We start from the raw sequence: 21,771 nt of genomic DNA on the forward strand, positions 1-21,771 counted from the left end.
CATCAATCCTTGATCTCGAACGTCACCATCTGAACACTGCTGGCACCAGCATCGCCCTGCGCCCGCTTGGCCAGGTTGATCGCCAGCCCCCGCGTCGGCGGCAACCGCGAGGTCGCGACATATTGGCGTGCCTTTTCCACCGTCAGCCTCTGGTCGCCGAGGCCGCCGGCGCGACAGAAGGCCAGCATCGTTTCGGCCGGCGCCGGCGTGTCGAAGGTGAGCGTGCCTGTGCCCGGCTGCGGGATCAGACGCCGCTCGCCCGGCTTAAGCGTGGTGTCGCCGATCATCACGTCGGGGATGACCTCGACATTGCCGTTCTCCTCGACATAGAGGATCTGAAGCTCGCAGGCCTGGTTGGCAGTGAGTTCGAAGGAAAGCTCGTCGCCGACCTTGGCCGTCGTCGACTTCACGTTCAGCGCCAGTTCGAGCTTGTGGTCAGCCCCCGCATCCTCCTTGCGATAGTCCGGCACGGCGGCGGCGATCGACTGCGGCTTGGCGTCCGCCATCGGCTCGGACCCGGCAACACCGATCGCCGTCGTGTCGAGCGGACGGCGCTGGGTGAGCGGCGCCATCAGCAACGCATATTGCTGCTCGACCTCGTTGCGCGGAATGGTGCCGCCGGCTTCCAGCGTCGTCACCCAGTCAAGCCCGAGGCGCAGGACATCGGTGTTCGTAACCCGCTTGATCGCCTCAGAGAATTGCTTGGGCGTCATGTCGAACTCGGCCGCCAGGGCATCGAAATCGAGCTCGTCCTCGTACTTGTCGGCGAAGTAGGTGATGATCTCGGCCTCGCCCGGCGCGTGCTTGCTCTGGAGGCCGCCGTCGGGCGTCGGCTCGGTGACGCCGAGCACCTTCAGCGCGTTGACGAAGCGCTCGCGGTCCTTGCGATAGGTTTCGTCCAGTTCCTCCTGCTTCACATACATCGCCAGCAGTACGTCCTGCTGGTCCTTGCTGAAGAGCGTCGATGTCTCGATCTGCTCGCGCAACTGATCACGCTTCGAAAGGATACCGTCGGCGTGGCAATCGACGCAGGACCGCGCATTGATAATCTCGACACCCTTGCCGATCGGTCGCTTACGGAACGACACGATCGTCGTCGGCCCAACGTCGAGCTGCTTTCCGGCAGAGGTCGAGAGGTAGTAGCCCTGCAGGCCGTTCGGCAACGAGAAGATCATCTCGCCACCGTCGTGCTCGAAAGGCACGAGGCCCGCGTCGAGCGGCGCCAGTTCTCGCGGCCCGTGCGGGAAGCGCTTCAGCACCTGCTTGCCGACGTCGCCGCCAAAATCATAGGACTTCCAGTAGTAGCCGCCGAACGGCATGTCGTGCCGCTCGAGCATGCGGTTGTGGTCGGAGACCCCCGACGATCCGTCGGCAAACCCGGCCCTCAGCACGTCGCGCCTGCGAATGTTGCCGGCGACGTCGATCTTGAAGCGCTTCTCGAGTTCGGCGATCTGGGTCGGCAACTTCATCAGACGGTTGTAGATCTCCGGCCGCGCGCCGTTGCTCATGAACCAGTCGACCCGCATGATCGGCAGTTGCGTCGCCGTTTCCTTCGAGAGCGCCGAAAGCGACGCGTCGCTGTCGGGATCGACCCCATAGAAGTAGCGCTTGATTAGGAAGTCATAATCCGCCGTATCCCATTGCAGTTCGCGCAGATCGACGCGTACCAGCAAGCCGTTGGTGCCATCGACCTCTGTCGGCAGCACCAGTTTCTGCCCGTAGGAAAGCGAATTCAGAAGCTTCTTGAAGCCGCCGGCAAGCACGTCCATCCGTTTCATGAAGGTCTGGTCGTCCTCGCAGCCCATCATGCCGTTGTACTGGTCGCGATAGGAGAAGTAGCGCATGTAAGGGCGGTCGAGGGCGCTGACCGTCTCGATGTCCTTCAGCGCCGCGTCGACGAATTGATCGTAGGTTAGGATCGGGCGTGCACGGTCCGGTTTTGCCGCGGCTGTTTGCGGCAGGCTCTTCTCATTCAGCGAATTGATCCAGTCTTCCAGCACCTTGATCTCGTCGGTCGAAGGCCGCTTACCAAGCGGCATGCGGCCGCTGACGACGGTCGCATAGAGCCGCGACTTTAAGGCATCGCCGGGGATCACAAAGTTTGCGTCGGCGGCAATCGAAGCGAGGTCGCCTGCCGGGTAGCTCCCTTGCGAACTCTCGCCCGGCCCGTGGCAATTGCGGCAATATCTGCCGATGAAGGCATCAGCCTGTTGCGCCAGCGCCGCATTGCCGCCGCCCAGCGCTTCGGTCGCCGTGCTCTCCTTGCAGACGGCCGTGACCGATTGCGCCACCGGCGCCGGCGCCTTTACCTCGCGATCGGCAAGGAAGGCATAGATCGCACGGCGATCGTCGTCCGAAAGTACGCTCAGCCCCTTGGCGATACGCCGCATCACCGGATCGCTGATCGGCGCGCCCGAGAGCTTCTTGCCTTCCTCGATCAAGCCCTTGGTGAAAACGTCGGGCGAGGCAAGACCGGCCATCTTCGCCTTGCTGATGTCGGGCGCGACCGCGCCGCTCAAATCCTTTTCCCCCTCATAGGCGCGCTCCAGGTCGAGCCCATAGGTCGTGGTGCGCGGCGTGTGGCAATCGCCGCATCCGCCGACATTCTCGACCAGATAGCGGCCGCGCTCGGCTTGCGTCTCCTCACGCGGCTGGTAGGCCGGCACCGTGAAGTGGCTGCGCTTCCACAGCGTGATCGTCGTCTGCCGACTGAATGGGAAGGCGATCTCATGCTCTTTGGACGCCGCATCCGCCTGGGGCAACGTCTCGATATAGGCCTTGATGTCGAGCGCATCCTCCGGCTTCATACCGCCATAGGAGGTGTAGGGCATGACCGGATAGAGGTTGTTGCCCTCCCGGTCGAGACCGACCAGCACGGCGTTCAAAAACTGCGCATTGCTCCAACCGCCGATGCCATTGGCGTGCGGCGATATGTTCGGCGCATAGAAGGTGCCGATCGCCGTCTTCATCTCCATACCACCGGAGAGCAGTTCGGTGTTGTCGCCGGAGCCGTGGCAAGCGCCGCAGCCTGCAGCGTTGAACATGTACTTGCCGTTGTCGACATTGGCCTTGTAGGTGGAGAAGGCATCTTCCGCGAAGGCATCGCGCGCCGAGGCGCCAGCAGGACAGAGCGAGACGGCGACCAGCGCCGCGAACGAAGCGGCCAAAGATCCGCGGCCAAAACCGGACAAGAACGAGGTGCCTTCTCGCTTTCTCTGCAGACCGCGCATGAAACCCACTCCCTAAAACAATAGAATCGCTACTGAAATCTGCTGCACTATCGAAACTGAAACTGCTCGAATTCAACCCGCTTCGGCCGCTTGCCGAGATCTTTCAGGCCCTTGACGATCGCCTCCCTGAGAGGTGGCGGACCGCAAAACCAGAGATCGGCGTCCGCCGGATCGATCGCGCTGCCGCTCGCAAGCTTGGCCGCGTCCAGACGACCGTCCACGGAGCTGTCGTGCAGGACAAACGTGAAGTTGCCGAGCTTTCCTGCCTGCCCCTCGAAGGTTTCCAGGCCGATCGCCTCGCGCCGGTCGCGCACGCAATAGACCATGTGGATGTCCTGCCCCTCGTCACCCGTGAGATGCCGTGCCATCGCCAGGAACGGCGTGACGCCGATGCCGCCGGCGAGCCAGATCTGCTTGTTGCCGCCACGGCGGTGGTTGAAGCGGCCATAGCCACCCTCGAGCTTCAGCCGGTCACCGACAGCGATGCCGTCGCGCAGGGCCTGGGTATAATCGCCAAGCGGCTTGATCGCGAAGCGCACGATGCCGTCAGGTTCGATACCGGCAATCGTGAACGGATGCGGCTCACGCAGCCCCGGCTTCAGCACCCGCAGAAAACCGAATTGCCCGGGCTTGGCGCGCAGGGCACGCCGCAGCGGCCGCGCCGCAATCACCGTCGCCCCGTCCTCGCGGGCGACATCGAAGACTTCGTAGCCACGGGTTCGCAGCCACGGCAGCAACTGGGTATAGGCGTAGCTGAGGATGCCAAGTGCTGCGAACATGTTGAGATAAACAGCCAGAAGCGCGGTGCCGTCATAGGGACGCTTGATGAACATCTGGTGGAAAGCGACCATCACGAAGAGCAGGCCGATGAAGCGGTGCGTGTAGCGCCAGAGATGGTACGGAATCTCGATCTTCGTCCGCGGGATGATCTTGACGATGCTGAGAACGAGCAGAACGACGAAACCGTAGAACGCGTATTCTCCGGCGGATGCGGCAAGCTGGTTCAGCCCGCTCGTCAGCGCCAAGCCCTTGAAGTCGGGTTTCAGGAAATAGTGCACGAGGATGAGGCAGAGCACCGAAATGCCGATCCTGCGGTGAAAATGATAGACGCGGTCGAGGCCACCAAAGAGCGCTTCGACGAACGGCGGGCGCGCGGCCATGAACTGGGCGACCGCCATGCCGACGAAGGCGGCAGAGGAGGCCATCAACGAAAACGTCGTCAATGCATTGGTGTGACTGACTGCGGGTACGGCCAGCAGCGCCGCAAATGCCATCAAGGACCAGACCAGAAACGCGCCCACTTGCATCTTGCGCCCCTCAACGCCGATGGCTGACGGTTGTTGCCCAACCTTGTTCCTGTTGGCTTCGATCGCCAACGACCAAGGAAACATGCAACCAGGTTCTTGCCGCAACGGCCCTCACACCTCTTTCGTGTGCGGGCCTTGTTGGGAGAGTGGCAAGCACATTTCGGTTCGTCAACACGATTCCGATTGGAAACGTTCTATGAGGTTCGTTTATTCATGCCTTTGAAATTCGTATTTTTTAAGCATTCGCTTATTTTATTGCGCACCCCGGAAAACCACGGCTCGTGACCGGCGTAAATTAGGACAATCTGCGCGCTTGCCTGGCTGCAGGAAATCGTGCAAGCTACTGATATATCAGAACCAAAGGAACGGCATGTCACCGCAATCCCAGGCTCACCTCGCCTACCTCGCGCTCGAACGCCTGATCGTCACGTTGAAGCTCGAGCCCGGCGCCCTGGTCACCGAGAGACAGCTGATCGAACTTGCCGGACTTGGGCGAACACCGGTTCGCGAGGCGATCCAGAAGCTGGCCTGGCAGGGTCTCATGGATATCCGTCCCCGCGTCGGCTTGCAAATCACCACGATCCGGCCGGACGACCAGGTGCATGTCATGCAGACGCGCCAGAAGCTGGAGCCGCTTGCGGCCGCTCTGGTCGCAGCGCACGCAAGCGCCGAAGACAGAAGCGCGATGAAAGCCTGCGGTGCGGAGATGGCCGCCTGCCTCGAGGCAGGCGATATGGAGGGCTTTCTCGTCGCCGACAAAGTGTTCGACGAACTGATGGAAGAAGCCTGCCCGAACCGGTTCCTGACTGCAGCGCTTGCGCCGCTGCAGACACATGCCCGCCGCATCTGGTTTGCTTCGTCCTCGCCTGAAAAAATGGCCGGCTCGGTCCGCCGTCACGTCACGGTGATCGATGCGATCGAGCGGGCCGACGCGGAAAGTGCATCGGCCGCGATGGCTGAGCTGATGAACTACCTGTCAGACGCCTGAACAAGCATTCCACCAAAAGAATCCACTGCAAGCGATTGCTTTCGCACTGGTTTCGTCAAAACGCGTCAGGCCACCGGCATCATGCTGCCGGTCTTCAGCCGACGCACGTGCCAATCGAAAGCCTCTTCCAGAATGTGCGGCGTTTGTCCGCCACGGGTAGAAACGGCACGGCTGAAGTAATCCGACAAGAGCGCCCGATAGGTCGGATGGCAACAATTCTCGATGATGACCGGTGCGCGCTCGCGCGGCGCCAGGCCGCGCAGATCCGCAAGGCCGTGTTCGGTCACCAGGATATCGACGTCGTGCTCCGTGTGGTCGACATGGGAGACCATCGGCACGACAGATGAAATCGCCCCGCCCTTGGCAACCGACTTCGCGACGAAGATCGACAGGAAGGCGTTGCGGGCGAAATCGCCGGAGCCGCCGATACCGTTCATCATGTCGGTACCGCCGACATGGGTCGAGTTGACGTTGCCGTAGATATCGAATTCGAGCGCCGTGTTGATGCCGATGACACCGAGGCGCCGAATGATCTCCGGATGATTGCTCACCTCCTGCGGCCGCAGCACCAGCTTGTCCTTGTAGGCGCGGATGTTGCGGAACACGCGATCAGCCCAGGCGCTGGAAAGCGTCATCGACGAGGCCGAGGCGAAGCTCAGCTTGCCGGCCTCGAAAAGCTCGAAGGTGCTGTCCTGCAGCACCTCGCTATACATACGCAGATCATGGAACGGACTGTCGACCAGGCCGCTCAGCACCGAATTGGCGATGACGCCGATGCCGGCCTGCAGCGGATTGAGCGTCATGTCGAGCCGCCCCTTGCGCACCTCCTCCTGCAGAAAACCGATCAGATGGCCGGCGATCGCCGTCGTCTCGGCATCCGGCGGCGAAATCCGCGCGGCGCTGTCCTCCTTCTCGGTGACGACGATGGCAACGATCTTCTCGGGATCGACGGGGATATAGGGCGAACCGGCGCGGCTGTCGCAGGCGACGACCGGGATCGGCGTGCGGCTCGGGCGCTTCGCCGGAATGAAGATATCGTGCAGGCCTTCGAGTTCGGGACTATGGCTGAGATTGAGTTCGACGATCACCTTCTTCGCCAGGATCGCGAAGCTTGCGGAATTGCCGACCGATGTCGACGGAACGATGCCGCCGTCTTCGGTGATCGCCACCGCCTCGACCACCGCATAGTCGATCGGGCTGATCTGGCCGGAGCGCAACTGCTCCACGGTCTCCGACAGATGCTGGTCGATGAACATCACCTCGCCGCGGTTGATCGCAGCGCGCAGAACCGGATCCGACTGGAACGGCAGACGCCGGGCAAGAACTCCCGCCTCCGTCAGCGTCTTGTCGATGTCATGACCGAGCGAGGCGCCGGTCATCAGCGTGATGCGAAACTTCTCCCGTGCGGCCCGCTCGGCCATGGCAAGCGGCACGGCCTTCGCGTCGCCGGCCTTGGTGAAGCCGCTCATGCCGATGGTCATGCCGTCCTTGATCAGCGCGGCCGCTTCTTCCGGCGTGGCGATGCGATCACGCAGCGGTTTGCAGCGGATCCTGGCTTCCAGGTCGGTTGGTGGAACATGGCTCATCGGGCACTCCCAGAAATGGCCCACGAGGCTCATATCAGGACGGCGCGGGCTTGGTTCGTCGTGCGCCTATTTTCGCATGTCTGCGTGCGCACGCTATGAAGATTTGCAGGAGCACGATAGCCGCTGGGACCGCAGGGCGGTACGCAGAATGGGAAAGGCGGAACTACCGCCGACGCATAGCTCGATGGCATTTCGCCTCAAACGACGAGGGGCGCACCCTTGGCGCGCCCCTCGAACGATAAATTGCACAAAAAAGGGTCAGCCGACGAAGGCGCGTTCGATCACGAATTCGGCCGGCTTGTTGTTGGCACCTTCGGTGAGACCTGCGGCCTCGAGGATTTCCTTCGTGTCCTTCAGCATCGCGGTCGAGCCGCAGATCATGCCGCGATCGACAGCCGGATCGAGCGGCGGCAGGCCGAGGTCGGAGAAGAACTTGCCGTTGACCATCAGGTCGGTGATGCGGCCCTTGAACGGGAACTCCTCGCGGGTCACGGTCGCATAGTGGCGCAGCTTGTCGCCGACGATCTCGTTCAGGAATTCGTGGTTGCGGATTTCCTCGACCAGATCGAAGCCGTATTTCAACTCGGCAACGTCGCGGCAGGTGTGCGTGAGGATGACTTCCTCGAACTTTTCATAGGTCTCGGGATCACGGATCAGGCTTGCGAAGGGTGCAATGCCGGTGCCGGTCGAGAACATGTAGAGACGGCGGCCGGGAACCAGCGCATCAAGCACCAGCGTACCAGTCGGCTTCTTGCGCATCAGCACCTTGTCGCCCGGCTTGATCCCCTGCAGGTGCGAGGTCAGCGGGCCGTCCGGCACCTTGATCGAGAAGAATTCGAGTTCTTCGTCCCAGGCGGGGCTGGCGATCGAATAGGCGCGATAGACCGGCTTGTCGCCGACCATCAGGCCGATCATCGCGAATTCGCCCGAGCGGAAGCGGAATTCGGCAGGGCGGGTCATGCGGAAGCGGAAGAGCCGATCCGTGTAGTGTTCAACGCTGGTCACCGTCTCGACGTAGACGCCTGCCGGTGCCTGGATCGCGAAATCTTCCGTTTTTGCCGGAGCATTCATCTTAGCTACAAGTCCTGTAAATGATGACCCTGTCTATCAACAATAAGCCGATATTCCAAGCTACGCCTTGTTGAAAGGAAATCTCTTCCAAATATAGTCGTTTTTGGGAATTTCGGCGTGCTTCACACTGTCGCGGCCAACCCTACCCTATGATACCCGCCGCCAGCTATAGGATTTAGCGTCGGCGGAGGGTTTGGCGGTCGGCTGGTAGTGCACGGCAATGCCCGGCAGGCGTCCTTCGGACAAGCGCTTCAGAGCCGTAGCATTGCTGACAGCGAAGCTTTCGACGCCACAACGCAGCATCAACGGGATCTGGTCGATCAGCACGTCGCCGACCGCCCTCACCTCGCCGCTAAAGCCGAGACGCGCGCGCAGCAGCGACGCATGGCTGAAGGCGCGGCCATCATTGAACGCCGGGAACGCGACCGCCACCAACGCCAGGCGATCGAGGTGTGGTGCAAGCTTCGTCACGTCGTCGGCCGGCGCGATGACCACGCCGAGGCCGGTTTCGTCGCTGTCTGCAACCTTGGCGAGGAACGCGTCGAGACCGACGATCGCCTTCTCGTTCGAGCCTGCCTTGGTTTCTTCCGTCTCGATGATCCAGGGATCATCGCCCACGAAACCGGTTTCCTTCCAGATTTTCGTCATGTCTGTTCCTCGGAGCCTCAGGCAGCTTCCTGCGCGCTGCCGTAGAGCGCATCCTTGAAGGGTTGTGGGCCGACGCGGCGATAGGCTTCGAGGAAGGTCTCCTCCCTGTCGCGGCGCAGTCCCAGATAGGTGTCGACGATCGTCTCGACGGCGTCCGTCACCTTTTCTGGCTCGAAGCCGCGGCCGATGATCTCGCCGATCGAGGTGTTCTCGTCGCCGGAGCCGCCAAGCGTGATCTGATAGAGTTCCGCACCCTTCTTTTCAACGCCAAGCAGGCCGATATGGCCGACATGGTGATGACCGCAGGCATTGATGCAGCCGGAGATCTTGATCTTCAGCTCGCCGATTTCCGCCTGGCGTTCGGGCGCGCCGAAGCGGGTGGAAATCTCCTGCGCGACCGGGATGGAGCGCGCATTGGCAAGCGCGCAGTAGTCCAGCCCAGGACAGGCAATGATATCCGTAATGAGGCCGGCATTGGCGGTGGCAAGACCGGATGCGACCAGCGCGCGGTAGACCGGCTCGAGATCGGCCAGCGCCACATGCGGCAGGATCAGGTTCTGCTCGTGGCTGACGCGGATTTCGTCGAAGGCATATTCCTCGGCGATATCGGCAACGGCATCCATCTGCGCGTCACTGGCATCGCCCGGAATGCCGCCGATCGGCTTCAGCGAAATCGTCACCATGCCGTAGTCCGGGTGCTTGTGCGGCTGCACGTTCTGCTGCACCCAGCGGGAAAATTCCGGATCGGTCTTCTTCCAGCGTGCGAGGCTTTCCCAGCCTTCGGCGCGGTTTTCGAGAGCCGGCGGCGCGAAGTAGGTGGAGATCGACTGGATATCCGTCTCCGGCAGCTTCAGCTCAGTGTCCTTCAGCGCCGCGAATTCGACCTCGACCTGACGCGACAGTTCTTCGGCGCCAGTTTCATGCACGAGGATCTTGATGCGGGCCTTATACTTGTTGTCGCGACGGCCGTGCAGGTTGTACACGCGCATGATCGCTGTCGTGTAGGAGAGCAGATCCTCTTCCGGCAGGAAGTCGCGGATCTTCTTGGCGATCATCGGCGTGCGGCCCTGGCCACCGCCGACATAGACGGCAAAGCCGATGCGGCCGTTTTCGTCCTTCTTCAGGTGCAGGCCGATGTCGTGAACCTGGATCGCCGCGCGGTCGCGCTCGGCACCCGTGACGGCGATCTTGAACTTGCGCGGCAGGAACGAGAACTCCGGATGCACGCTCGACCACTGCCTCAGGATTTCGGCATAAGGCCTTGGATCGGCGACTTCATCGGCAGCCGCACCAGCGAAGTGATCGGCTGTGACGTTGCGAATGCAGTTGCCCGAGGTCTGGAGCGCGTGCATCTCGACGCTTGCGAGTTCCTGAAGGATATCCGGCGTGTCCGACAGACGCGGCCAGTTGTACTGGATGTTCTGGCGCGTGGTGAAGTGACCGTAGCCGCGGTCATACTTGCGCGCGATATGGGCGAGCATACGCATCTGGCGGCTCGACAGCGTGCCATAGGGAATGGCGACGCGCAGCATATAGGCATGAAGCTGCAGGTAGACACCGTTCATCAGCCGCAACGGCTTGAAGGCGTCCTCGGCGAGCTCACCGCTCAGGCGGCGCTCGACCTGATCGCGGAACTGTTCGACGCGGGAGGAAACGAAGGCGTGGTCGAATTCATCGTAGCGGTACATCGGGTATCGGTTCCTCAGGCAGCGTGTTTCGGGCCGGAAAGGCCATTGTAGCCGGCAGCATACGGGATCGACGGGCCCTCGGCGCGGATGCGCTCGCGCATGCGCAGCGGACGAAGCACGCCGTTGATCTCTTCGACATCGACGACGTTCGCATCAACGACTTTGTTGTCGTCGAACGCCTGCTTGCCGGTGGCTTCGAGCGCCGTGACGGCCTCGGCATGGCGGGCGATGAAGGCATCCTGAAGCTGCTCGACCCAGTTGCCCGCGGCATCCAGCCAGACGGAGATGCCGTCAGAAAGTCGATTTGCCGTCAAAACCTTGCTCACCATGACCTCTTCCTCAGTTCAAAATCTGTTCGTCGCGCCCGAAGGCGGCTTCAACGTTTTTCGTCTCGCCGCGCACCTTGCCTGCGACCAGCGGTTCGGACCGCTCGAAGTTGGCGCCGGCGACCGCATCGCCGATGATGACCATGACCGGACCCGCAAGCTCGCTGCGGTTTTCAAGATCCGGAAGGTCCTTCAGCGTGCCGTGCAGCAGACGGCGATCGGCGCGGCTGGCGTTCTCGATGACGGCAACCGTCGTTTCCGGCGGAAGGCCTGCCTGCATCAGACGACCGGCGACCGACGCGGCGACGGTACGGCCCATGTAAACGGCGATCGTCGCACCGGAAACCGCAAGCCGCGCCCAATCAGGCAAAACTTCGCCGGTCAGATCATGACCGGTGGTGAAGACCAGCGACGAAGCGACACCGCGAAGCGTCAGCGGCAATTCGAAATCGGCAGCCGCGGCGAAGGCCGAGGTGATACCCGGAACGATCTCGTAGCTGATGCCGGCTTCGCGCAATGCCGCCATCTCTTCGCCGGCGCGGCCGTAAACCAGCGGATCGCCGGACTTCAGCCGGACGACGCGCTTGCCTTCGGCAGCCAGCGTCACCAGCAGCTGGTTGATCTCGTCTTGGGACTTGGAGTGGCAGCCCTTGCGCTTGCCGACGGACAGTCGCTCGGCATCGCGACGGCCCATATCGACGATCGCCTGCGGCACCAGGGCATCGTAAACGATCGCGTCGGCTTCCATCATCACGCGCTGGGCGCGGAGCGTCAGCAGGTCTTCAGCGCCCGGACCGGCGCCGACGAGCCAGACGTGGCCTTTCGCCTTCTCAGGCGCATCGAGAAGACGCGACGCCTCACGGCGGGCGGCAGCCAGATCGCCGCCGGCAATCTTGTCGGCGACCGGGCCCTGGAAAAACCGGCGCCAGAAAATACGCCGGGCGACGCCGCGCGGCACCAGGCGATCGACCGTCTCGCGATAGCTTGCGGCAAGCGACGCGACGACGCCGAGCGAGGGTGAAAGCAGCTGATCGATCTGGGCGCGGATCATCTGCGCCAGAACCGGCCCCGCCCCTTCGGTACCGATGGCAACGGCAACCGGAGCACGATTGACGAGCGCCGGCGTGAAGAAATCGCAGAAATCGGGTTGATCGACGGCATTGGCCGGGATCTTGCGTTCGCGCGCTGCGATGACGATGCGCTGGTCTTCGGCGGCATTGCCGGTCGCGGCAAAAACGAGGATGGCGCCGTCCAACTGCTCGGGAACGAAGGCGGCGGCGATATGTTCGATGGCACGTTCACGAAGGTATTGCGCGAACTCCACTTCCGGCGCGTCGGCGAAGACCACGATCGACGCTTCCGTGTTCAGCAGCAGCCGCACCTTGGCAAAGGCTTCGTCGCCATTGCCGAAAACCGCCACGCGCTTTTGCGCGACGCGAAAGAATGCGGGGAAAACGGCGAGCTGCTGCGGCATGGTTAGACGGTCGTTCCTTCTACAGGCTGCGGCGAATATCCCTTATGGCGCACGACAATTGAAGGAACAGAAATTTCAATGCCTTTCCAGGCACGTATTGTTTTGCTCGGCGCTGCACCATTTTGAGCAAATATCTCCGAGCCTGTTCAATCGCCGACCTTGGCGCGGCCATTGCGCCGCATGGGCAACGTCCGTTAAATGCGGTCAACGACCTGCCGGAGACCTGTGACATGACAAAACCAGAACTCGCCGAACGGCTTTTGACCGTCATCGAAGAGGATATCCTGCCGCTCACCGAAAAGGGTGTCGCCGCCGGCAACAAGGTCTTCGGCGCGGCGATCCTGCGCAAGTCCGATCTGTCTCTGGTGCTGGCCGAAACCAACAACGAGACGGAAAATCCGCTTTGGCATGGCGAAGTCCATACGTTGAAGCGCTTCTACGAGATGGCGGAAAAGCCGGATACGCGTGATCTCATCTTCCTGTCGACGCACGAGCCCTGCTCCATGTGCCTTTCAGCGATTACCTGGGCCGGCTTCGACAATTTCTACTATTTCTTCAGCCACGAGGATTCGCGCGACGCCTTTGCGATCCCGCACGACCTGAAGATCCTGAAGGAAGTCTTCCGGCTGGAACCAGGTGGTTACGCTCAGGACAACGCCTTCTGGCATTCCGCCTCGATCGCTGCCCTTTCGGGGGATGCCGACGCTGAAACCCGCGATCGGCTCGCCGCCCAGGATGCCCGCATCCGCGCCCGATACCAGAGCCTGTCCGACAGCTACCAGTCGGGCAAGGACGACAACGCCATTCCGCTGAACTGAGATCCATGGAACCTTCACGCGACATAAAGGGCCTGCTCGACATCATGGCGGCGCTCCGCCAGCCCGAGACCGGTTGCCCCTGGGACATCGTCCAGACCTTCGAGACCATCAAGCCCTATACGATCGAAGAGGCCTATGAGGTCGCCGACGCCATCGAGCGCGGCGATATGCATGACCTCTGCGACGAGCTCGGCGACCTGCTGCTGCAGGTGGTCTTCCATGCCCGCATGGCGGAGGAAGCCGGCGACTTCGCCTTTGGCGACGTCGTCGAAGCGGTCACCCGCAAGATGATCCGCCGCCATCCGCATGTCTTTGCCCGCTCCGACGCCGATACGCCCGAGGCGGTGAAGCTGCAATGGGATGAAATCAAACAGGCCGAGAAGGTCGAGCGGCAGGAAAAGCGCGCCAAGCGTGGCCTCGCGCCTGATGCAGCCGCAAACCATCTGGGCTCGGTGCAGCGCTCATTTCCGGCGCTCGTAGAAGCCCTGAAGCTGCAGGAGCGCGCTGCAAAGGTGGGCTTCGACTGGTCGGAGCCGGAACCGATCCTCGACAAGATCGAGGAGGAGATCGGCGAGTTGCGCCAGGCGCTGCGCGAAAGAGACCGCGCCAAGGTCAGTGACGAACTGGGCGACCTGATCTTCGCCGTCGTCAATATCGGCCGCCATGTCGGCACCGATCCGGAGATGGCGCTTCGCGGCACCAACACCAAGTTCCGCCGCCGCTTCGCCCATATCGAGCGTGAGCTCGGTGCGGCCGGCGAGACGCTGGATGAGGCAACGCTGGAGCGGATGGAAGAACTCTGGCAGGCAGCCAAGGCAATCGAGCGGCAGCTGGGTTAGAACGAGCGGGACGCGCGCCCGCCACGCGTCCCGTTAGCCAAAACCGAGGCCGCCGGTCGCCGACCCCGGGAAAGCTATGGCTTACCAGTCTTCCGCGACCGGCTTCGGTCCGTTTCCGAGGCGACGCTCCAGCTCGGAGGCCTCGTTCTCGGTCAGCCTGAGATCAAGGCTTACCCGGCCATCTTCGAGGTCTTCACGACCATCGACGATCGCGTGCTGGTAGACCCAGGGCAGAAGCTGCAGCTGATCGATGCCGAGAACGACAGTGCATTCCGTCAGAACACCGGAAAGACGGCGGCCGATTTCGGCGAGCAGTTCGTCGACGCCGTCACCGGTGATCGCGGAAACGGCAACCGTGTTGTTGGACGTCGCCGCCTTGCCGCGCAATGCCTCGCGCGATTCGTCGTCGAGCCGGTCGATCTTGTTCCAGACCTCGATCAGGCGCTCGGAGGCTTCCTTCTCGTCGATGCCGAGATCGGAAAGGATTCTGAGAACGTCGCTTGCCTGCGCCTGGTTGTCCGGGTCAGAAAGGTCACGCACGTGCAGGATCAGATCCGCCTCCAACACCTCTTCGAGGGTCGCGCGGAATGCGGCGACGAGGTGCGTCGGCAGGTCGGAAATGAAGCCGACAGTGTCGGAGAGGATGACCATGCGGCCATGCGGCAGCTTCAGGCGCCGAAGCGTCGGGTCGAGCGTCGCAAACAGCATGTCCTCGGCAAGAACGCCTGCCCCGGTCATGCGGTTGAACAGCGTCGATTTGCCGGCATTGGTATAGCCGACGAGAGCGACGATCGGGTGCGGCACCTTCTTGCGCTTGGAGCGATGCAGCTGCCGTGTGCGGCGCACCTGCTCCAGCTCGCGCTCAAGCTTGACGATGCGATCCTGCAGCAAGCGCCGGTCCGCTTCGATCTGGGTTTCACCCGGACCGCCCATGAAGCCGCCACCGCCGCGCTGGCGCTCAAGGTGGGTCCAGCTTCGGACCAGGCGGCCCTTTTGATAGTTGAGGTGCGCGAGATCGACCTGCAGCGTGCCTTCCTTGGTGGAGGCGCGGCGGCCGAAGATTTCGAGAATGAGGCCGGTACGGTCGATGACCTTGGCGTTCCATTCCTTCTCGAGATTGCGCTGTTGCACCGGCGTCAGCGGATGGTCGACGATGACAAGGCCAGCGTCGAGCTCGACGAGGATATGGCCGATCTCTTCGATCTTGCCGGTGCCGAGCAAGGTGCCGGGCTTCGGCTGCGCCACCGGAACGATGGCGCCGTGCACGACCTCAAGGTCGATCGCCATGGCCAGACCGGTCGCCTCTTCGAGGCGACTTTCGTCCGAGCGTGTCGTGGTGGTCGAGAGGATATCTGCGGACTGCCGTCCGGTCTTTTTCAAGACCGGAACGATGACGACCGCGCGCATGTCGTCGCGGAGCTTCTCGAGCTCCGGAATGATCGACGACAACTTTGAATCACGTTTGGTAATGTGCCTAACGTCCCGTCAGGATGCGGCTTCTTCGTTCTCGAACATCTGCAGCGGCTGGCCGGGCATGATGGTCGAGATCGCGTGCTTGTAGACCAGCTGCGAGTGGCCATCGCGACGCAGCAGGACGCAGAAGTTGTCGAACGAGGTCACAACGCCGGTAAGCTTGACGCCGTTGATAAGAAAAATTGTCAAGGAAATCTTTTGCTTGCGGACCGTATTGAGAAAGAGATCCTGCAAGTTTTGAGAACGTTCCGCCATCGCGCCGCTTCTTTCTTATTTGCCGGCGTTTCGCGCCGGTGCATTTTTGTCAAATTCAGCAATCAGAGGCGCCACAAGTACCTTCCCCGACACCTCTTCAGAGTTGGTATCAAATCAATGTCTTTTCCGCAACGCCGAAAAAGGCTTCGCGAATATTCTGTGCTATGCTTCCTGGATGACCGTTGCCGATCGGCTTGCCGTCGATCGAAACCACCGGAAAACAGATGCTGGTAGCGGCCGTAATGAAGACTTCGCGCGCCGCGAGCATCTCTTCCACCGAGAACGCCCTCTCCTCGATTTTGAGCCCGAGCGGCACCGCCACATCCATCAAGGTGGTGCGGGTGATTCCCTTGAGGATGCCGTGTTCCGCCGGCCGCGTGCGCAAGTTTCCGTCACGATCGACGATCCAGACATTGGTCGCCGCCCCCTCCTTCACCGTGCCGTCGGCATCGACGAAGATCGCCTCCTGCGCGCCCTCTTCCCTGGCCTTCTGGCGCGCCAGCACGTTGGGTAGTAGCCCGACCGACTTGATGTCCACCCGGTCCCAGCGGTTTTCCGGCACCGTGATCGCCGCAATTCCGTGGGTCGCCTTCCTGGCAATGGCCGAGGCATCGGTGCGCTTCGCCGTCACGACGATGGACGGGCGGGTGTCCGCCGCCGGAAAGACGTGGTCGCGACGCGCCACGCCGCGCGTGACCTGCATGTAGAACAGGCCGTTCCTTACCCGGTTGCGCCGGACGACTTCGCGGATCACGTGGACGAGCGCCGCCCTGGTCATCGGCCAGTCGATGCGCAGCTCGCTGAGCGACCGGCCAAGGCGGTCGAGATGACGGGTGAGATCGACGATATAGCCGTGTCGTACCTCGCAGACCTCGTAGACGCCGTCGGCAAACTGGTAGCCGCGGTCCTCGATATGGACGCCGGCGTCTGCGTGCGGCACGTAGGCGCCGTTGACATAGGCAATTCGGGACATCGTCTCGACCTTAGAAATACTGGATGCTGACGCGGAACAGCTGCTCGACATGGCGCACCGCATCGGCGGTGGCAAAGAGCACGACGCGGTCCTTCGCCTTGATCCGGGTGGCGCCGTCAGGGCGAATGAACGTCTTGTCGCGATAGAGCGCGCCGATGCGGATACCGTCGGGCAATTCGAGGTCGCGCAGGGCCTTGCCGACGAGCGGCGACGTTTCGAGAGCCTCGGCCTCGATCACCTCGGCCATGCCCTTCTGCACCGCATAGACCGAGCGGATGCGGCCCTTGCGGACATGCTGCAGCACGCGCGAAATGGTCACGGCGCGCGGGTTCACATAGGCATCGACGCCGGCGGTCGCAGCGAAATCCTGGTAGGACGGCTCGTTGATGAGGACGAGCGTGGACTTCGCACCCAGGTGCTTCGCCATCATGCTGCCGAGGATGTTGATCTGGTCGTTGTTGGTCAGCGCCACCACGAGATCGGCGTCCTGGACATCGGCCTGGGCGAGGATTCGCTGGTCCATGGCCGACCCGTTGAGAACGACCGTGCTGCTCAGCTTGTCGGCCATCATCACGGCGCGGTCGCGGTCGCTCTCGATCAGCTTCACTCGCGTGCGCGGCTGGTGTTCCTCGATCGCCTTGGCAACGAAATAGCCGACGTTGCCACCGCCGAAAATGATGATGCGCCTCGCCTCCTGCTCCTCGTGACCGAAGAGCGCCAGCGTGCGACGCGCATGATCCCGATCGCAGACGACATAGGCGATATCGCCCGCCTGCAACTGGTCGTCGGAATGCGGCACAATCACCTTGCCGTTGCGGAAAATACCGGTGACCGTCGCAAGCAAATCGGGAAACAGTTCGCTCAACTGCTGAAGCGGCGTGCCGACGACGGGGCAATCTTCCAGGCACTCGAAGGCGACCATGGCGATGCGGTCGTCGGCAAAACGCACGACGTCGATCGCGCCGGGAAAAGAAATGCGCCGCAGCACCAGCCGCCCGACTTCGACTTCGGGCGAAATGGTGACGTCGATCGGCACGTTCTCGCGCGAAAACAGGTTTGCATATTCCGGCGCGAGATAGCTCTGCGCCCGAATGCGTGCGACCTTGGTCGGCACGTTGAAGATCGCGTGCGCCACTTCACAGGCAACGATGTTGACTTCGTCGGACAGCGTCACCGCAATCAGCATGTCGGCCTGGTCGGCACCTGCCTTGGCCAGCACGTCCGGGTGCGCACCGTGGCCGACATAGCCGCGCACGTCGAGGCTCTCGGTGATGTTGGCGATCAGCGCTGCCGACGTATCGATCACCGAAACGTCGTTGTCTTCCTGCGCCAGCCGCTCGGCAATGCCGTAGCCGACCTGCCCCGCGCCACAAATGACTACCTTCATGTCGTTCTTTCACATGCGAGCGCGGGCGAAGTTGGCCGGAAATTCCGGTTCACACACCCAGCGACTTCAGCTTCCGATGCAGTGCCGACCGCTCCATGCCGACAAATTCCGCCGTGCGCGAAATATTGCCGCCGAATCGGTTGATCTGCGCGATCAGATAATCACGTTCGAACATTTCGCGAGCCTCGCGCAACGGCAGCGTCATGATGTGCTGGTCGCCCTGCGCCGAGATCTTCGGCAGCGTGTCGCCCACTTCCGTCGGCAGCATGTCGGCCGAGATCGGCGTATCCGGACCGTCGCTGCGCGCAAGGATCATCAGCCGCTCGATGTTGTTGCGAAGCTGACGGATGTTGCCCGGCCAGTCGTGCGCCTGAAGCACGGCCAGCGCGTCGTCCCCGATCTTGCGCGGACGGATGCCGGCCTGCTCGCTGACCTGGCGCATGAACATGTCGACGAGGAACGGAATATCCTCGCGCCGTTCGGCCAACGCCGGGACGCGAACCGGAATGACCGCCAGCCGGTGGAAGAGGTCTTCGCGGAACAGGCCCTCGGAGATCATGTTTTCGAGGTTGTAGGCGGTCGACGAGATGATGCGGACATCGACCTTCACGCGCTTGGTGCCGCCGACACGCTCGAACTGCTGGTCAACGAGCACACGCAGGATCTTGTTCTGCGTCTCGCGCGGCATCTCGCCGATCTCGTCGAGATAGAGAATGCCGCCATGGGCTTCCTCAAGCGCGCCCGTGCGGCGCGGCTGGCCCGGCGTGCCTTCGGTCCCGAACAGCGCGATTTCCATCCGGTCCGGCGTGATCGCCGCTGCGTTCAGCGCCACGAACGGCCCAGCGGACCGCGTCGACTTGCGGTGGATCATGCGCGCGACCAGTTCCTTGCCGGAACCCGAAGGACCCTGGATCATGATGCGGCTGTTGGTCGGCGCAACCTTTTCGACCGTCTGGCGAAGCTGGGAGACCGCAACGGACGTGCCGATCAGTTCGACCGGGTCGCCGGACTTCTTCTTCAGTTCCGAGACTTCGCGCTTGAGCTTGGAGTTCTCCAGAGCCCGCTCGGCGATCAGAATCAGGCGGTCCGCCTTGAACGGCTTCTCGATGAAATCATAGGCGCCACGCTTGATGGCGTTGACGGCGGTTTCGATGTTGCCGTGGCCGGAAATCATGACGACCGGCAGATCCGGGTGGCGTCCCTTGATCTCGTCGAGCAGAGCCAGGCCGTCGAGGCGGCTTCCCTGCATCCAGATATCGAGGAAAACCAGCCGCGGCACACGATCGCTGATCGCCGCCAGCGCGCTGTCACTGTCGAAGGCGGTGCGCGTTTCGTGCCCCTCGTCGGACAGGATACCCGACACGATCTCGCGGATATCTTCCTCATCGTCCACAACCAGAATATCAGCGGCCATCGCTCGCACCCTTATCCTTCAAACTCTCTTCGCCCCCGGTTTCTCCGGCAGGCGGCAGGATCACGCGGATCATCGCCCCGACACCGCCGTCGTATTCGGCAGGCGCGTCGTGCAATTCCAATTGTCCGCCATGGTCCTCGATGATCTTCTTGACGATGGCGAGCCCCAGGCCCGTGCCCTTCTCGCGCATCGTCATGTATGGCTCCAGAATACGGTGCCGGTTTTCCGTGGGCAGGCCCTTGCCGTTGTCGATGATATCGACGACGAACCGGCCTGTCGCCGCATCGCTTCGCGCACGCGCCACGATAACAGGCTGGCCGCGGACCGCGTCCGACGGCACCGCCTCGATCGATTCGACGGCATTCTTGACGATGTTGCCGAAGGCCTGGCCGAGCATGCGCTCGTCGAACAGGCCCTCAAGCGGCTCCTCGCCAAAGTCGCGCACGAAGTTGATGTGGTTGTTGCCCATTTCGCGCAGGAACACTGCATCCTTCAGGATCGCGCGAAGATCCGCCCGTTCCTTTGTCGGCTTCGGCATGCGCGCGAAGGCCGAGAACTCGTCCACCATGCGGCCGATGTCTTCCACCTGACGCACGATCGTATCGGTGCACTGATCGAAAACGGCCTTGTCGTCCTGATTGATCTGCTTGCCGTAGCGCCGCTTCAGGCGCTCGGCCGAAAGCTGGATCGGCGTCAGCGGGTTCTTGATCTCGTGCGCGATGCGGCGCGCCACGTCGGCCCAGGCGGTCGAGCGCTGGGCGATGACGAGATCGGTGATGTCGTCGATGGTGATGACGTAGGATTCGTTCGCCTCGCCGCCCTCTTCCCGCGTCACCTGAACGTTCAGCGTGCGCTCGGTTCCGCCGCGCATGACGTTGATCTGCTTGCGGTAATCGTTGCGGTGGCGCCCTTCGGCCTCGACCAGCACCTCCTCGATCTCCGGCGCAACCTCCCGCAGGTCAGCACCGAGAAGATCCGGCGCCGCCTTCTTCAGGAAATCCTCGGACGACGGATTGGCGATGGTGATCTGGCGATCACGCCCGACACCGATGACGGCCGCAGTCACACCCGAAAGAACCGCCTCGATGAAGCGGCGACGGTGGTCGACTTCGTCCTTGGCCTCCAGGATCTGCTCCTGCTGGCTGCGGATCTCGGAAACCATCTTGTTGAAGGTTCGCGACAGATTACCGACGTCGCCATCGACGGCGCGCACCGGCACGACGACGTCGAGATTACCGGAGGCAACGCTGTCGGCGGCACCGATGAGCTGGCGGATGGGCCGGACAATCCGGTCGGCGACCGCGATCGCGGTCCAGATCGCCGCAAGCAATACGATGAGTGCAAAGCCGATATAGAGCACGCCGAAGGCGATCTGGGTGAAGGTTCGCCCGGCCTCGAGCATCTTGTACTCGGCGGTGTTCTCCTCCATCAGCCGGAGCGAGCGCATCACCTCCGGGTCGACGTTGCGAACCGTGTAGAGGAAGGTGCCGGGAATGTCGTCAAGCGGGATGACCGCGCCGACAAGGTTGGTGATGCCCGGCGGGATCAGGGTCGGCTGGCCGGAGACGGAGCTCTTCAATGCATCCGGAGGAATGGCCGGAAGCGGGCGGTCGGTCGAGATGCTGGCCTGCACGATGGGGCTGCCGTCGGCGCGCACAAGAAAGGCGCCCAGCATGCCGCGTCCCCGCGCCTGGCGCGTCATCAGCTCGGCAAAGCCCGTACGGTCGAGGCTGTAGAGCTGGCGATTGCGTTCGAGGTCGTTGGCCATCGACACGGTCTGGCCCTGCAGATAGCTCGCATTTTCGAGCACATAGGCCTGCGCCACGTTGATCGAGGAGCGGACGATCGCCTGGGTTCGGAGCGAGAACCAGCGGTCGAGGCCGACATCGAGCGTGATGCTGGCAAAGATCGCGACGAGCACCGCCGGCGTGATCGCGACGATCGAAAAAAGCGCGACGATGCGCACGTGCAGGCGTGCAGCCGCGCGCCCCTTGTGGCGGGCGCGCAGGAGACGCAGAATTTCACGGGCAATCAGATAGATGAGGCCGACGACGAAGAGGCTGTTGATCGCCGCGCAGGCGATGACGACATTTCGTTCGAGCTTGATGGGCGTCAGACCGAGAAGCACGAGCAGGGAAACGGTCGCGCAGATCAGCGCGCCGGTTGCCAACATCAGGCCCGGCAGGGCAAAGGACCCACGGCGATCCTGCGCCGCCAGTCCCTCATCTGTGCCCAGCGGCAAGGCCATTGCGTCCACCATGAAAAGCGTTCCCCCAACCGTCGCCGGCCGGCGG

At 62.5% G+C, this 21,771-nt stretch carries 17 protein-coding genes; 3 read left to right on the forward strand and 14 right to left on the reverse strand.

The window, feature by feature from the left end; genetic code table 11:
* Positions 1-2: 2 nt before the first annotated feature.
* Together OKW20_RS15105 and OKW20_RS15110 are read right to left on the reverse strand one after the other, a co-directional pair.
* Positions 3-3,167 (reverse strand): c-type cytochrome, encoded by a 3,165-nt coding sequence (locus OKW20_RS15105; RefSeq protein ID WP_429173270.1) that lies wholly within the window; start codon positions 3,165-3,167, stop codon positions 3-5.
* Between the two features lie 110 nt (positions 3,168-3,277).
* On the reverse strand, positions 3,278-4,537 hold the full coding sequence (locus tag OKW20_RS15110) for a ferredoxin reductase family protein (protein ID WP_429173273.1): 1,260 nt from the start codon (positions 4,535-4,537) through the stop codon (positions 3,278-3,280).
* A gap of 370 nt (positions 4,538-4,907) precedes the next feature.
* Between OKW20_RS15110 and OKW20_RS15115 the strand changes: the two genes are divergently transcribed.
* Complete coding sequence (locus OKW20_RS15115; protein ID WP_429173275.1) at positions 4,908-5,525, forward strand: GntR family transcriptional regulator; 618 nt, start codon at positions 4,908-4,910, stop codon at positions 5,523-5,525.
* Between the two features lie 65 nt (positions 5,526-5,590).
* Here OKW20_RS15115 and OKW20_RS15120 read toward each other — a convergent pair whose 3' ends face one another.
* The 6 genes from OKW20_RS15120 to cysG all read right to left on the reverse strand — a co-directional run bounded on the left by OKW20_RS15120 (position 5,591) and on the right by cysG (position 12,318).
* Positions 5,591-7,111 carry an acetyl-CoA hydrolase/transferase family protein gene (locus tag OKW20_RS15120; protein WP_429173278.1) on the reverse strand — a complete coding sequence of 507 codons (1,521 nt, stop codon included), beginning with the start codon at positions 7,109-7,111 and terminating at the stop codon, positions 5,591-5,593.
* A 258-nt stretch (positions 7,112-7,369) separates the two neighbouring features.
* Positions 7,370-8,182 (reverse strand): ferredoxin--NADP reductase, encoded by an 813-nt coding sequence (locus tag OKW20_RS15125; protein ID WP_043622101.1) that lies wholly within the window; start codon positions 8,180-8,182, stop codon positions 7,370-7,372.
* Positions 8,183-8,329: 147 nt separating this feature from the next.
* Entirely contained in the window at positions 8,330-8,830 is a 501-nt protein-coding gene (locus OKW20_RS15130) for a DUF934 domain-containing protein (RefSeq protein ID WP_043622098.1), read from the reverse strand.
* A gap of 17 nt (positions 8,831-8,847) precedes the next feature.
* Positions 8,848-10,518 (reverse strand): nitrite/sulfite reductase, encoded by a 1,671-nt coding sequence (locus tag OKW20_RS15135; RefSeq protein ID WP_402316940.1) that lies wholly within the window; start codon positions 10,516-10,518, stop codon positions 8,848-8,850.
* 14 nt (positions 10,519-10,532) lie between these two features.
* Positions 10,533-10,847: a DUF2849 domain-containing protein gene (locus tag OKW20_RS15140; protein ID WP_043622092.1), complete on the reverse strand. Its 315-nt coding sequence runs from the start codon at positions 10,845-10,847 to the stop codon at positions 10,533-10,535.
* A gap of 10 nt (positions 10,848-10,857) precedes the next feature.
* Positions 10,858-12,318 carry a siroheme synthase CysG gene (gene cysG / locus OKW20_RS15145; RefSeq protein ID WP_429173282.1) on the reverse strand — a complete coding sequence of 487 codons (1,461 nt, stop codon included), beginning with the start codon at positions 12,316-12,318 and terminating at the stop codon, positions 10,858-10,860.
* Positions 12,319-12,548: 230 nt separating this feature from the next.
* Between cysG and OKW20_RS15150 the strand changes: the two genes are divergently transcribed.
* Entirely contained in the window at positions 12,549-13,136 is a 588-nt protein-coding gene (locus tag OKW20_RS15150) for a deaminase (protein WP_043622088.1), read from the forward strand.
* A 5-nt stretch (positions 13,137-13,141) separates the two neighbouring features.
* On the forward strand, positions 13,142-13,975 hold the full coding sequence (mazG, locus tag OKW20_RS15155; RefSeq protein ID WP_429173284.1) for a nucleoside triphosphate pyrophosphohydrolase: 834 nt from the start codon (positions 13,142-13,144) through the stop codon (positions 13,973-13,975).
* An 81-nt stretch (positions 13,976-14,056) separates the two neighbouring features.
* Here the strand turns inward: mazG and hflX are convergent, their stop codons facing one another.
* The 6 genes from hflX to OKW20_RS15185 all read right to left on the reverse strand — a co-directional run bounded on the left by hflX (position 14,057) and on the right by OKW20_RS15185 (position 21,737).
* On the reverse strand, positions 14,057-15,382 hold the full coding sequence (gene hflX / locus OKW20_RS15160) for a GTPase HflX (protein WP_043622194.1): 1,326 nt from the start codon (positions 15,380-15,382) through the stop codon (positions 14,057-14,059).
* Positions 15,383-15,460: 78 nt separating this feature from the next.
* Entirely contained in the window at positions 15,461-15,703 is a 243-nt protein-coding gene (gene hfq / locus OKW20_RS15165; protein WP_003535434.1) for an RNA chaperone Hfq, read from the reverse strand.
* 109 nt (positions 15,704-15,812) lie between these two features.
* On the reverse strand, positions 15,813-16,676 hold the full coding sequence (locus OKW20_RS15170) for a D-amino-acid transaminase (RefSeq protein WP_429173286.1): 864 nt from the start codon (positions 16,674-16,676) through the stop codon (positions 15,813-15,815).
* A 10-nt stretch (positions 16,677-16,686) separates the two neighbouring features.
* Entirely contained in the window at positions 16,687-18,063 is a 1,377-nt protein-coding gene (gene trkA, locus OKW20_RS15175; protein WP_429173289.1) for a Trk system potassium transporter TrkA, read from the reverse strand.
* A gap of 49 nt (positions 18,064-18,112) precedes the next feature.
* A complete protein-coding gene (gene ntrX / locus OKW20_RS15180; protein WP_043622069.1) occupies positions 18,113-19,477 on the reverse strand; it encodes a two-component system response regulator NtrX in 1,365 nt (454 codons plus the stop codon).
* Complete coding sequence (locus OKW20_RS15185; protein WP_429173292.1) at positions 19,467-21,737, reverse strand: ATP-binding protein; 2,271 nt, start codon at positions 21,735-21,737, stop codon at positions 19,467-19,469. The genes ntrX and OKW20_RS15185 overlap by 11 nt, the downstream gene beginning before the upstream one ends.
* Positions 21,738-21,771: the final 34 nt, after the last annotated feature.

The organism is Ensifer sp. LBL, assembly GCF_050435225.1.
Lineage (GTDB): Bacteria > Pseudomonadota > Alphaproteobacteria > Rhizobiales > Rhizobiaceae > Ensifer.